Origin of the sequence: Cryobacterium algoritolerans, assembly GCF_004402785.1 — a bacterium.
In the GTDB taxonomy this organism is placed as follows: domain Bacteria; phylum Actinomycetota; class Actinomycetes; order Actinomycetales; family Microbacteriaceae; genus Cryobacterium; species Cryobacterium algoritolerans.
This window is the reverse complement of sequence record NZ_SOFP01000013.1, coordinates 80,541-92,550: the sequence shown is the minus strand read 5'-3', so window position 1 is coordinate 92,550 and position 12,010 is coordinate 80,541. Positions and strand designations below refer to the sequence as shown.

The window sequence follows — 12,010 nt, the reverse complement described above, 5'->3', positions numbered from 1 at the left end:
ATCCGCCGCCCGGATGGGCCGACGGCAAAGAGGGTGCGCAGCGGGAAACGACGGCGCCAGGGCGCGTCAGAGGCAGTCTCGCCGTGGACCGGTTCAGCCGACGCGTTTGCGGAGCTTGCGGCGTTCGCGTTCGGAGAGACCGCCCCAGATGCCGAAGCGTTCGTCGTTCGCGAGCGCGTACTGCAGGCATTGGGTCTTCACCTCGCAGGAGGCGCAGATCTTCTTCGCATCGCGAGTGGAGCCCCCCTTCTCGGGGAAGAACGCCTCGGGGTCGGTCTGCGCGCAGAGCGAATCCGACTGCCATGACAACGGATCGCCGTCGCCTGTTTCCTTGCGAACTCCGGGGACACCCAAACGAACCGGATCAATGAACCAGTCCTCAGGAACCCCGGAACGATACTCAGACTGCGACATATCGTCTCCCACCCCACTGCAAAAATGTGCCCGAATTACCCGTCAGCACTAATTACAGCGGTGTAATTCCCTGCCGTCAAGTCGCAGATCCTAAACCCTCAATATTGGCTGGAGAGTTTCGACTCGCCGATTCGCAATATTGGGTCAGATGTGCTGAGCGGATGCCGCCTGCCGGGACGCCCAGGCGCTGTCCACCATATCTTCGAGGCTGTGCCGCATCTCCCAGTCGAGGTCCCGCGCAGCAAGCTCGCCCGACGCCACGATCCGGTCCGGGTCACCGGGCCGGCGCGGACCGATCGTCGGCGTGAACTCGATTCCGGTCACGGCGGAGACGGTCGACATGATCTGGCCGACCGACACGCCATCGCCGCTGCCGAGGTTGTAAACCGGAAGGATCGGCTCACCGGCATCAAGCCGTCTGGCGGCGGCGACATGCGACACGGCGAGGTCGGCCACGTGGATGTAGTCCCGAACGCAGGTGCCGTCCGGCGTGGCGTAGTCGTTGCCGTTGATGCTCGGGGTGCGTCCGTCGATCAGCGCGTCGAAGACAAGGGGGAAGAGATTGTGGGGGCTGGTGTCGCGCAGCTCGAGCGCTCCGGATCCGACCACGTTGAAGTAGCGCAGGGAGGTATGCGTGAGCCCCGCCGCGATACCCTGGTCTCGCAGCAGCCACTCGCCGATCAGCTTGGACTCGCCGTAGGGCGACTCGGGGCTCTTCGGCGTGTCGTCGGTGACGAGGTCGGCGTGCGGGGTGCCGTAGACGGCGGCACTCGAGGAGAACACCATCCGGCTGACTCCGGATTCCTGCATCGCCGCAAGAAGGGTGACCGTCGCGGTCACATTCTGCTGATAGGTGTGTAACGGTCGTTGAACCGAGACGCCGGCGTACTTGAACCCGGCCACGTGCACGACACCGGTCACGTCGTGTTCGCTGAAGGTGCGCATCAGGAGATCGCCGTCCAGGATGTCGCCGTGGACGAACGGAACCGAGTCAGGAACGAAGTCGGCGTGGCCGCTGGAGAGGTCGTCGACGACGACGACGTCGATCCCCTCGGTGAGGAATGCCCGGACGATGTGCGAACCGATGTAGCCGGCGCCGCCGGTGACTAGCCAAGCCATCTGAACCTCGCAAGATCATGCGGCAACCCTGCATTGCCGCGCGTCCAGCCTAGCTTCAGCCCTGCCGTGTCTCCGGTCGCCGGTTCCGCTCCGCGAGCTCGGGCCGGCCCAACCCGTCGTTGCCGAGGACGAGAATGGTCGCGACGACGCCCCAGACCACGAGCAACACAATTGCCACACTGATGATGATCATGGCAGAAATTCTACGTATTGCGTTTTCCTGCCGCGAGTGGCAGGATCGCCACGAAACGTTGGATTCCTGCCATTTCGCACTATCGCCTGTCACTCGTCCTGAAGGAACCGTCATGCTCAGCAAAGTCGTGTGCGTCACCATGCCGGGAATGGCGCCGTTCGAGTTCGGCGTCATTTGCGAGGTCTTCGGAATCGATCGGGGGGCCCACGGCGGCCCCGCCTTCGACTTCCACGTCACCGCCGCCGAGCCCGGACCGGTGCGCACCAAGCTCGGCTTCGACATCGTCGTGACCGAAGACCTCAGCGCGGCCGCCGACGCCGACCTGGTCGCCATTCCCGCCTACCAGGAGGGCACCAGCATCCACCCCGAGATCCTTCGGGTCGTGCGCGAGGCCGAGGCTCGCGGAGCGTGGGTGCTCAGCGTCTGCAGCGGCGCGTTCGTGCTCGGCGCGGCGGGCATCCTCGACGGCAGACGCAGCACCACCCATTGGATGTACACGGAGGCCCTGGCCCTGGCCTATCCGAAGACCGAGGTCGACCCCGACGTGTTGTTCGTGGAGGACCGGAGGGTCGTCACCGGAGCCGGAACCGCCGCCGGAATCGACGCCGCCCTGCACATCGTGCGCAAAGAGCTGGGCGCGGCGGCCGCGAACATCATCGCCCGTCGCATGGTCGTGCCACCCCAGCGCGACGGCGGTCAGTCACAGTTCATCCAGGCTCCGGTCACCGATTGCCGGAGCGACTCGTTCGCCGCGGTCACCGAGTGGATGCTGCACAACCTCGACCAGGAACTCACCGTCGACAGCCTGGCCCGCCAGTCGCTCATGTCTCCACGCACCTTCGCCCGCCGCTTCCGCGCCGAGTTGGGCACAACGCCGACCGCGTGGCTGAACCGGCAGCGTCTGCTCCGCGCCCAGCAGCTGCTCGAGGAGACCTCGCGCAGCCTCGAGGAGGTGGCCGCGGACACCGGTTTCGGGGCCGCGGCGGTGATGCGGCACCACTTCGTCAAGGTGCTCCAGACCACCCCGACGGCGTACCGTCGCACGTTCGGCGGCAGCCGGGTCCGCTGACCGCCCGTCGCCGACATCCGCTCCCCTCGTTGCCCGGTCCAGCCCCGGCATCCGCTCCCGCCCGCCACTCCTGCCGAATTCGACGGTGATTTTCCACAAAACCTGCCCAGGGCCCCTGATCTGAGCGCCTGCAGACAAAAAGTCCGTCGAATTTGACCGGTCGGGACTGCCGATGACGACTGCCCGGCACTCGTCAGCGCCCGTCGAGGACGCCCACGCGGGGCTTGCATGAGGCCGAGCGCGGTTGCATCCGCCAGGGAAAGACCGGAAATTCCGTCTGCTTCGCAAGACGGTAGTCGTCGACGAGGGCATTGGACATGGCAAGCACACAGAACTGCCATTTGCCGCGGAAGAGCGGGTAGGTGAACCGGAGGACACGTCCGTTCTTGCACGCGATGAGGATGTCGCGCTCGTGATCGACGGCGAAGGCCTCCGGATTGTCATGCCAATTCGCTCCATCGACCTCAACGAAAACCGTCGGCCCGATTTGACCGTCCAGAAAACCGACGCCCTCGACGAAGGGTTGGGGAACGAAAGGAATACCGGCTTCGAGCGCAAGAAGGCGGAATTCCGTCTCGCCGCCCGACCCCGCGCGCCCGTCGACCTGCGAGCGCCAGGGTTGGACACGGTGAGGGGCACGGGCGAATATTTCGTCGAGATCCGACTCGATGATCCCGGCGCCGCCCTCTCGCCTGCCGTGCAGCGCCGCATCAAGACAAACGATCGACGTGACCCTGTCGTGGTTTCCCAGCACATGTACGAGAGCATCGATGACGCTCGTGCGCCACCGGAATGACGCGTGCCGATTCGGCGCTGCATCATTCCAGGTCACGCGATATCGGTAACCGTCGACTCGGTCAAACGGTGCCCGCATGTCGTGGGGTCTTCTCAGTCCGCGGGCGGCGTCAGGCACCGTGACGTGGATCTTCCTGGTCTCCGGGGTCCAGATTCCCCAGCTGCGCAGACAACTCAACCCGGCCAGGCGGCCACCGATTCTGAATGCCTCCGCAGCGAACCGTGGCGCAGTGGGGACCGAGTACCACCCCTTGCGAACCCGCACAATGGTCCCGTCATTCACCGCGCGGCGGAGGCCCCGATCTGACCAACCGTTCGACAGCAGGACGGCACGTTTGACGAACAGCCCGAGTTCGGCGATGTCCATCGGCAACGAGCGCATGCCGGCAGCATCGCACCGATGAGGCGGTCGACCGACGACATCCAGCCCAGGGTGAATGGTCCCGCGGCAGCCCCGCCTGTGGAGGAAGGGTTACGCGCGCACCCGCTGCTCCCTCGTTCGCGTCGGGCGCGTCGGGCGCGTCGGGCGCGTCGGGCGCGTCGGGCGCGTCGGGCGCGTCGGGCGCGTCGGGCGCGTCGAATTCGACGGAGATTCTTCCGAAAATGGCCCGAAAATCACCATTTCCGAACCCGAACGGCAATAAGTCCGTCGAATTCGACGAGAAGAGACGAGACGAGGCCGGCAGGCCAGGTCAGGGAGTCGTGGCCAGGAAGACGTCACCGGCACCGGCGAAGGTCAGGGTCTCCTCGTCGGGCGTGATGAACACAGACTCGCCCCGCTTCAAAGTCACGGATGACGTCGCACCCGCCACGAGGAATCCGCCGGTCGTGCAGATGGCAATTCCCGGTCCCGTGAGCGTGAACTGGCGCATCGGCACCCCGGAGGCAGCAGCGTCGGCGGCAACAGCATCCGTTCCCTTCTGTGCCGTGATGTGCACCAGGGCGAAATCGTCCACCGCCGGGCGGTACTCCGCGATGCCGGGCGTGTGGGACACCGGGGCGAGGTAGGGCACGGGAACCGACGTGAACTCGAGCACGTCGAGCAGTTCGTCGACGTCGATGTGCTTGGGGGTGAGCCCGCCGCGCAGCACGTTGTCCGAGGCCGCCATCAGTTCGACGCCGAGGCCGGAGAGGTAGGCGTGGATGTTGCCGGCCGGCAGGTAGAGCGCCTCTCCGCGACGCAGTGACACCCGATTGGTGAGCAACGAGATGACGATGCCGGGGTCGCCCGGGTAGGCGAGGGCCAGCGTGCGCACGGTGTCCAGTTCCTGCGGGAACTCGAGGATGGCGCCGCCGGCGACGAGACCGACCGCACTCCGGGCGAGGGTAACCACCCGTTCGACCAGCCAGGCGACCTCACCGCTGTCTTCCCCGCGACCGTCGCGCAGCAGCCAGTCGACGGTGTCGCGCAGGGCCGCCGGGCCGAGCAAACGCTGCTCGAGGGCGTCCAGGGCGCCGGGCTGCGGGTCGTCGGACGCCACGTCGAGGGCGCGGAGCTCACCAAGGATGCGCCGAATCTCGACCGGCTCGCGGAACCCGCAGAGCGCCTCGAAGCTCTCACTCAGGGCGAAGATGACCTCGGGTTTGTGGAAGGGGTCACGATAGTTACGGTCCGCGGCGTCAACCGGGATTCCGGCCTCATTCTCCAGGTCGAAGCCCGAACGGGCGCGTTTCATCGTGGGGTGCGCCTGCAGGGAGAGGGGACTCGCCGCGGCCAGGATCTTCATCAGGAACGGAAGCCGAGGCGCTCCGCCGGAGTCCCGGGCCAGGGCCGCGCCCAGGGCGACCTCCGGGGCGGCCGCGATCCACTCGGTGAGTGTGGCGTAGCCGCCTACCTGCCCCGGATCGGAGATGATCGACGGCGAGCCGGGGTGGGCGCCCAGCCACAATTCGGCCTCCGGTCTCCCGGTCGGGGCATGCCCGAGCAGGGCCGCGATCGCGGTCGTGGATCCCCAGGCGTAGTTCCGGGGTGAATTGGCGATGCCCACAAACATGCTGGCTCCTGAACTGCTCGGTTTAGACCAAACTACCAAGCGCTTTCGGCCTGCCCGACCCGCCATCTAGGCTGGCCAGAATTCGCCGATCGCCGCACGCGAGGCCGTCGCACCCTGCAATGGAGCACCCAGATGACTTTCGAGCTACTCCCCAGTGACGTCTACGGCTATGAGAACCTGCTCAGCGACCAGGAGAAGGCCGCCCTGACCAAGCTGCGCGCCTACCTCGAGTCGGACGTCCGGCCGATCGTGAACGGATGCTGGGAGCGCGCCGAGTTCCCCGAGGAGGTCGTCCGGCCGCTGGCGGAACTCGGGGCGTACTCCTTCGGCTGGCCGGAGACGCGGCCGTTTGAGAACTCGGCGGTGTTCCGCGGCTTCGTGGCACTCGAGATCGCCCGGGTGGACGCATCCGTTGCCACCTTCGTCGGCGTGCAGAACGGGCTGGCCTGCGGCACAATTTCGGCAACGGGATCGCAGGAGCAGCGCGACGAATGGCTGCCGCGGCTGGCTTCAGGCGAGATCGTCGGCGCGTTCGGACTGACGGAGCCGCTCTCCGGCTCCGACGCGGCGCAGGGGCTCCGCACCACGGCCACCCGCGACGGCGACGTCTGGCGGCTGAATGGGGCCAAGCGCTGGATCGGCAACGCGACCTTCTCGGACATCGCAATCATCTGGGCGAAGGACACGGCGGACGGGCAGGTCAAGGGCTTCATCGTGCACACAGACGCTCCCGGATACACGGCCACCAAGATCGAGGGCAAGATCAGCCTGCGCGCCGTGCAGAATGCCGACATCATGCTCGACAACGTCGTGGTAGCCGAACGCAACCGGTTGCAGAACGCCAACTCGTTCAAGGACGCGGCCACGGTGCTGCGCCTGACCCGCGCCGAAGTGTCCTGGGCGGCCGTGGGAACGGCGATGGGAGCCTACGAGGCGGCTGTGGCGTATTCGAAGGAACGCATGCAGTTCGGTAAGCCCATCGGCGGGCACCAGCTGGTGCAGGACCTGCTCGTGAAGTCGCTGGGCAACATCACGGCGAGCCTGGCCATGGTGGTGCGCGTGTCGCAGATGCTCGACGAGGGCAGCCAGCGCGACGAGCACTCCGCTCTTGCCAAGCTCTACACGACCGCGAGGATGCGCGAGAGTGTCGCCTGGTGCCGGGAACTCTTCGGCGGCAATGGGATCGTGCTCTCCTACGACGTTGCCCGCTTCTTCTCGGACGCGGAGGCGATCTATTCGTACGAGGGCACCCAGGAGATGAATACCCTGATCGTCGGTCGCACGATCACCGGGCAGGCGGCCTTCGTCTAGCGCCACCCGGGGGCCGAGCCACCCGGTGCGCGAGCCACCCGGTGCTCGAGCCACCCGGTGCTCGAGCCCCCCGGTGGTCGAGCCCGTCGAGGCCGGGGGCCGACCAGCCGGGCTGACGCTAGGCGAGGGTCAGGAAAAGCTTCTCGAGCTCGTCCACGGTGAGGGAGTTCTCCGCGGCCGGGTTGTCGAGGCACTCGCGCATGGCCGTCGAGACGATCACGAAGCCTGCGCGGTCGAGGGCGCTGGACACCGCGGCGAGCTGGGTGACGACATCCTTACAGCTGCCGCCTGCCTCGACGGCCGTGATGACCGCCGCGAGCTGGCCCTGGGCCCTGCGGAGGCGATTGATGATCTTCTTCTGCTGGGCCGTGTCGTCGGTCGTCATGGTCACGCCTTTCGTTCGATGGGGAGTCCGGCCTGCCGCCAGGAGGTCATGCCGCCGGTGACGTTGACGGCGTCAACGCCCTGTTCCGCCAGGAACGCAGCGGCTTGGGCGCTGCGACCGCCGACCGCACAGACCAGGTAGACCGGTCCCTGGTGGGGAACCTCGCCCTGGCGCTGAACCAGTTCGCCGAGCGGGATGTGGGTGACGCCGGCCATGTGGCCGTCGGCGTATTCAAACGGCTCGCGCACGTCGATCACGACGGGAGCGGTGAGCGCGGACAGGTCTGCGACGGTGATCTCGTTCATGCCGGGATCCTTTCGGGAGCGGGAGCGGGGGTGAGGGTGGACACGCCGGCGGTCCAGGTGCGGAAGCCGCCGTCGAGGTTCCGAACATCGAAACCGTTCTGGCTCAGGATACGGGCGGCGGTGTGACCGCGCTGCCCGACCTGGCAGTGCACGACGAGCGGGGCATCCGGCAACTCGGCCAGGCGTTCCCTGAGGTCGTCCAGGGGCAGGTTCACGGCGCCCGGGATGGCGCCGGCGGCGAATTCTCCGCTCGTGCGCACGTCGATGAGAACGGCCCCATCCTCGAGCGCCGACGCCAATTCGTGCCATTGCAGGCTCCGGGTCGTCCCGGCGGCGAGGTTGTCGGCGACGTAGCCGAGCTGGTTGATCGGGTCCTTGGCCGACGCGTACTGCGGCGCGTAGGCCAGTTCGAGGCGGGTCAGGGCGGATGCCGTGAGCCCGCCGGCCATCGCGGTCGCCAGGATGTCGATCCGCTTGTCCACGCCGCTGCCGCCGACGATCTGGGCGCCGAGAATCGCGTCGGTCTCGGCGTCGATGAGCAGTTTGATCGACATGGTCTCGGCACCCGGGTAATAGCTGGCGTGGCTGGCCGGGTGGGTGTGTACGATCCGGTGCGGTCGTGCCTCGGCGACGAGGCGCTTCTCGCTCCAGCCGACCATGGCCACGGTGATGCCGAATACGCCGACGATGGCGGCGCCGAATGCGGGGGCGGCGGGCGCGGGCGTTCCGGCGATGCTGTCGGCGGATGCCCGGCCGTGGCGGTTGGCCAGCCCGGCCATCGTGATCCGGGTGGGCTGGGAGTTGATCGCGTCGATCTTTTCCACCCCGTCGCCGACCGCGTAGATCGACGGGTCGCTGGTCTGCTGGGTGTCGTCGACCCAGATCCCGCCGCTTTCACCGATCCGCAGTCCGGCACGCTCGGCCAGGGAAGTGTCCGGCCGCACGCCGGTGGCCTCGATCAGGAAGTCGGCCGCGACATCCGTGTCATCGCTGAGTTGCACCCGGCCGGCCAAGGTCCCGGTCACGACCGTTCCCAGGCGCACGTCCACGCCACGGGACCGGAGGGCGTCGAGCACGGGGGCCGCCATTTCCGAGTCGAGGGGGCCGAGGATCTGAGGTCCGAACTCGACCGCTGTCACGGCAACGCCGCGCAGCACGAGGTTTTCAACGGCCTCGAGCCCGATGAACCCGGCTCCGATGACGACGGCGGAGACCGGCAGGGCGGCCGCGCCCAGGATCGCGGTGATCCGGTCGACGTCGTCGACCGTGCGCAGTGTGTGCAGGGGAATGTCGGAGTGGGCCAGCACGCTCTGCGTCGTGGCCCCGGCCGCGAGGATCAGCCGGTCATAGCTCTCGGAGGTCTCCTCCCCGGTGAGGGTGTCCCGCACGAAGACGGTCTTCGACCGCGAATCGATCCGGGTCACCTCGTGGTCGATCCGGACGTCGAGGCGGAACCTGCTGGCGAGTGATTCCGGGGTCTGAAGCAGCAGGTTCGCACGGTCCCGGATGACGCCACCCACGTAGTACGGCAGCCCGCAGTTCGCGAAGGAGACGTAGTGTCCCCGTTCGAATACGATAATCTCTGCCGTTTCGTCCAGCCGGCGCAACCTGGTCGCCGCCGACATTCCACCCGCGACTCCGCCTATGATAACTGTCTTCACTAGGACCTCCGAGTGGCATCATACCCCCTGGGGTATGGGAACTGACTGTGAGTGCGCCCGGCTCCCCACTAACCTTAGACATATGCCCGCCGTCCAGAGCCGATTCGTCGTTCGCAGCTTCGCGACCCTGGTCTTCTTCACGCTCCTGGCCGGCCAGTTCTGGCGCAGCCTGTTCGGCTGGTGGGGCTTCGGTGCGATCGCGATCGTCGTGCTCGCCGGCTGCATCGTGGGGCTCGTTCGACTGAAGCCGGACTGGAACTGGAGCCGCTTCCCGAAGTCCGTCGGCGCCTTCCTTCTGCTGGCGACCCTGTCCCTGGCCTGGTCGAACTACCTGGGCGCCTCCCTGATCGGAGTGACCCTGCAGTGGGCCACCACGATCTCCGCCGTGTTCCTCGCGCTCTGCCTCAGCTGGGCCGAGCTGCTGCGCGCCCTCGGCGGCGCCCTGCGCTGGGTTCTGGCCCTGTCCCTCGTTTTCGAGGCTGTCGTGGCCGTGTTCGTCAGGCATCCCGTGCTCCCGTTCTGGGTCGACTACGGCACCGAGAAGGTGCCGCAGGCGTTCTACTGGTCTCGCGCGCTGCTCCTGCACGGCGGCCCGATCGAGGGAATCGTCGCGAATCGAAACCTGCTCGGCTTCGTCGCCCTGCTCGCCGTGATCGTCTTCGCCGTGCAAGTCGCGGCGGGCACGGTGCGCCGCGGCTGGGGTGTCGCCTGGCTGGTGCTCGCGGTGCTCATGCTCGCGCTCACGCGGTCGGCGACCGTGTCGCTGGCGGCCGGGGTCGCCCTGGTCGTGCTCGTCTTCGCGCTGTGGACGAGACGCCGCGGACCGCACCGGCGTCGCCCGGTCTACCTGGTGGCTGCGGCATCCGTCGTCGCCACCGTCGCCGCCGTGGTCACGTTGACTCCGCAGTTGCTCGCCGTGTTCGGCAAGAGCCCCGACGTCACCGGCCGGATCGACATCTGGCGCGGCGTGATCGAGGCAGCGAGCCAGCGGCCCGTCTTCGGCTGGGGCTGGGTCAGCTACTGGGCACCCTGGGCGGAGCCGTTCAAGGGCCTGGCCGTGCGCAAGGGAGTCGTCTACCTGCAGGCGCACGACGCGTGGCTCGATGTCTGGCTGCAGCTCGGCGTCGTCGGCCTGATCGTATTCGCGGCGCTCGTGCTGTCGACGCTGTGGCGGTCCTGGTTCCTGGCCGTCGACCGGCCTCGCCGCGGGATCGCCGACACGGAACCGTACACGGCGTCCGCCCTGCTGCCGCTTCTGCTGCTCGCCGCCCTCCTTGCCCAGAGCGTGGCGGAGAGCCGGATGCTGATCGAGTCGGGCTGGGTGCTCCTGGTACTGCTCGCCATCGTCACCAAGCGTCAGCAGGCCTCCGCCCTGCCGATGCCGTAGACGGTAGCGTGGGAAGCCCATGATCCCGAACATCCCCGGCCGCCCGGTCTCTCCCCGGCTCGTGCGCTTTCTCGGGGCGCCCCGGTTCGCCGCCTCCCTCACCCTGGCGATCATCGGGACCGCTTTCTCCACCCACCTGATCCGGGGTGTCATGGGCTGGCCCGGGCTGGTTGGCGCACTGGTCACCCTGGTGGCGCTGGCGGTGGCGTCCCTGGTCGCCCGCCGGGAACGAACAGACTGGCACGGGCTCCTGCCCATCTCGATCATGGTCTTCGTCGGCTGGTGTGCGCTCTCGCTGCTCTGGTCGGGCTATGCGTCCGACACCGTGCGCGGGGTGCTCTACCAGCTCGCCTTCACCTTCCTGGCCATCTACGTGGCCCTGGCCCGCGACACGATCCAGATCGTGCGGGCCACCGGCGACGTACTGCGAGTGCTCCTCGGGCTGTCCCTCGCCCTCGAGGTGCTGTCCGGCCTGCTGCTCGACCTGCCGATCGTGTTCCTCGGCATTCAGGGCAACATCGCCCACCTCGGGCCGGTGCAGGGCATCTTCGGCTCCCGCAACGTGTTCGGCCTGGTCTCCCTGATCGCCGGGGTCACCTTCATCGTCGAGGTCCGCGCGCGGTCGGTGCGCCGCGGCGTCGGGATCGGGTCGATCGCGCTCGCCGGCTTCGGCCTGCTGCTCACCCGCTCCCCCGTCATCCTGGTCGTCGCCCTCTTCGTCGGGCTGGCGGCGTTCGCGCTCTACTGGCTCCGGCGAACACCGGTCGAGGCTCGCTGGATGTTGCAGGTCGGCCTGCTCGGCACCACGGTCGTCGGCGGCATCGCCGCCTTCATCGGCCGAGCCCAGATCATCAACGTACTCAACGCCGGCAGCGAGTTCGGCGTCCGGTACTCGCTCTGGAGCGAGATGTGGCGCCTGGTCAGCCTGCACCCGCTCGAGGGCTGGGGCTGGGCCGGACTCTGGCCCACCGGCGTCACGCCGTACGGCTGGTTGAACTTCGTCACCAGGCGCAACCAGACGTCCGGGCTCAACGCGTTCCTCGACGTGTACTTCCAGGTCGGCCTGATCGGTTTCCTCTCGTTCCTGGCCCTGGTCGGGCTGGCGTTCTGGCGCTCCTGGCTGCTGGCGTCCAACAAGCGCACCCTCGTTTACGTCTGGTCACCGCTGGTGCTGGTGATCCTCATCGTCACCTCGGCCGCGGAGAGCACGGCGCTGATCGAGTTCGGCTGGCTGCTGCTGCTGATCTGCGCCCTCAAGGCCGCCCAGGGCAAGAGCTGGCGCAGCCTGCTCCGGCCCAGCCCGCGCAACCGGATCGGCTGACCGGAACGGTGGTCGAGCCGGTCGAGACCTCTGATCTCGACACGCTCGATCACCGG

At 67.6% G+C, this 12,010-nt stretch carries 12 protein-coding genes; 4 read left to right on the top strand and 8 right to left on the bottom strand.

Features of this window, described 5'->3' with window-relative positions; translation table 11 throughout:
• Positions 1–93: 93 nt before the first annotated feature.
• From E3O19_RS03565 to E3O19_RS17635, 3 genes are all read right to left on the bottom strand, one after another.
• Positions 94–414, bottom strand: coding sequence for a WhiB family transcriptional regulator (locus E3O19_RS03565; protein WP_134565300.1), 321 nt, complete (start codon positions 412–414; stop codon positions 94–96).
• 144 nt (positions 415–558) lie between these two features.
• Positions 559–1,533 (bottom strand): UDP-glucose 4-epimerase GalE, encoded by a 975-nt coding sequence (gene galE / locus E3O19_RS03560; RefSeq protein ID WP_134565298.1) that lies wholly within the window; start codon positions 1,531–1,533, stop codon positions 559–561.
• Between the two features lie 55 nt (positions 1,534–1,588).
• On the bottom strand, positions 1,589–1,726 hold the full coding sequence (locus E3O19_RS17635) for a hypothetical protein (protein WP_166804444.1): 138 nt from the start codon (positions 1,724–1,726) through the stop codon (positions 1,589–1,591).
• Between the two features lie 112 nt (positions 1,727–1,838).
• On the opposite strand from E3O19_RS17635, the gene E3O19_RS03555 reads away from it, so the two are divergent.
• Positions 1,839–2,795 (top strand): GlxA family transcriptional regulator, encoded by a 957-nt coding sequence (locus tag E3O19_RS03555; protein ID WP_134565296.1) that lies wholly within the window; start codon positions 1,839–1,841, stop codon positions 2,793–2,795.
• A gap of 193 nt (positions 2,796–2,988) precedes the next feature.
• On the opposite strand, the gene E3O19_RS03550 is transcribed toward E3O19_RS03555, so the two are convergent.
• Positions 2,989–3,957, bottom strand: a complete 969-nt coding sequence (locus E3O19_RS03550) for a hypothetical protein (RefSeq protein ID WP_134565294.1) — start codon at positions 3,955–3,957, stop codon at positions 2,989–2,991.
• 325 nt (positions 3,958–4,282) lie between these two features.
• Positions 4,283–5,584, bottom strand: a complete 1,302-nt coding sequence (gene manA / locus E3O19_RS03540; RefSeq protein WP_134565293.1) for a mannose-6-phosphate isomerase, class I — start codon at positions 5,582–5,584, stop codon at positions 4,283–4,285.
• A 132-nt stretch (positions 5,585–5,716) separates the two neighbouring features.
• On the opposite strand from manA, the gene E3O19_RS03535 reads away from it, so the two are divergent.
• Positions 5,717–6,895, top strand: a complete 1,179-nt coding sequence (locus E3O19_RS03535) for an acyl-CoA dehydrogenase family protein (RefSeq protein WP_134565291.1) — start codon at positions 5,717–5,719, stop codon at positions 6,893–6,895.
• Between the two features lie 118 nt (positions 6,896–7,013).
• Here the strand turns inward: E3O19_RS03535 and E3O19_RS03530 are convergent, their stop codons facing one another.
• The 3 genes from E3O19_RS03530 to E3O19_RS03520 are packed head-to-tail and all read right to left on the bottom strand — an operon-like array spanning position 7,014 to position 9,246.
• Positions 7,014–7,280, bottom strand: coding sequence for a metal-sensitive transcriptional regulator (locus E3O19_RS03530; RefSeq protein WP_134565289.1), 267 nt, complete (start codon positions 7,278–7,280; stop codon positions 7,014–7,016).
• A gap of 2 nt (positions 7,281–7,282) precedes the next feature.
• Positions 7,283–7,585: a rhodanese-like domain-containing protein gene (locus tag E3O19_RS03525; RefSeq protein ID WP_134565287.1), complete on the bottom strand. Its 303-nt coding sequence runs from the start codon at positions 7,583–7,585 to the stop codon at positions 7,283–7,285.
• Positions 7,582–9,246: an FAD-dependent oxidoreductase gene (locus E3O19_RS03520; protein WP_134565285.1), complete on the bottom strand. Its 1,665-nt coding sequence runs from the start codon at positions 9,244–9,246 to the stop codon at positions 7,582–7,584. The genes E3O19_RS03525 and E3O19_RS03520 overlap by 4 nt, the downstream gene beginning before the upstream one ends.
• 82 nt (positions 9,247–9,328) lie before the next feature.
• Here E3O19_RS03520 and E3O19_RS03515 point away from each other — a divergent pair, with 82 nt between their 5' ends.
• Together E3O19_RS03515 and E3O19_RS03510 are read left to right on the top strand one after the other, a co-directional pair.
• Positions 9,329–10,633, top strand: a complete 1,305-nt coding sequence (locus E3O19_RS03515) for an O-antigen ligase family protein (protein ID WP_134565284.1) — start codon at positions 9,329–9,331, stop codon at positions 10,631–10,633.
• A gap of 19 nt (positions 10,634–10,652) precedes the next feature.
• The gene (locus E3O19_RS03510; RefSeq protein ID WP_134565282.1) at positions 10,653–11,954 is read left to right on the top strand and encodes an O-antigen ligase family protein; all 1,302 of its coding nucleotides are present in this window, start codon (positions 10,653–10,655) and stop codon (positions 11,952–11,954) included.
• The last annotated feature ends 56 nt before the right edge of the window (positions 11,955–12,010 follow it).

Excerpts from the sequence above, each read along its gene's own strand:
- E3O19_RS03515 (WP_134565284.1), top strand. The coding sequence starts at position 9,329 with ATGCCCGCCGTCCAGAGCCGATTCGTCGTTCGCAGCTTCGCGACCCTG.
- E3O19_RS03510 (WP_134565282.1), top strand. The coding sequence starts at position 10,653 with ATGATCCCGAACATCCCCGGCCGCCCGGTCTCTCCCCGGCTCGTGCGC.
- E3O19_RS03565 (WP_134565300.1), bottom strand. The coding sequence starts at position 414 with ATGTCGCAGTCTGAGTATCGTTCCGGGGTTCCTGAGGACTGGTTCATT.
- E3O19_RS03535 (WP_134565291.1), top strand. The coding sequence starts at position 5,717 with ATGACTTTCGAGCTACTCCCCAGTGACGTCTACGGCTATGAGAACCTG.
- E3O19_RS03530 (WP_134565289.1), bottom strand. The coding sequence starts at position 7,280 with ATGACGACCGACGACACGGCCCAGCAGAAGAAGATCATCAATCGCCTC.
- E3O19_RS03550 (WP_134565294.1), bottom strand. The coding sequence starts at position 3,957 with ATGGACATCGCCGAACTCGGGCTGTTCGTCAAACGTGCCGTCCTGCTG.
- galE (WP_134565298.1), bottom strand. The coding sequence starts at position 1,533 with ATGGCTTGGCTAGTCACCGGCGGCGCCGGCTACATCGGTTCGCACATC.
- manA (WP_134565293.1), bottom strand. The coding sequence starts at position 5,584 with ATGTTTGTGGGCATCGCCAATTCACCCCGGAACTACGCCTGGGGATCC.
- E3O19_RS03555 (WP_134565296.1), top strand. The coding sequence starts at position 1,839 with ATGCTCAGCAAAGTCGTGTGCGTCACCATGCCGGGAATGGCGCCGTTC.
- E3O19_RS17635 (WP_166804444.1), bottom strand. The coding sequence starts at position 1,726 with ATGATCATCATCAGTGTGGCAATTGTGTTGCTCGTGGTCTGGGGCGTC.
- E3O19_RS03525 (WP_134565287.1), bottom strand. The coding sequence starts at position 7,585 with ATGAACGAGATCACCGTCGCAGACCTGTCCGCGCTCACCGCTCCCGTC.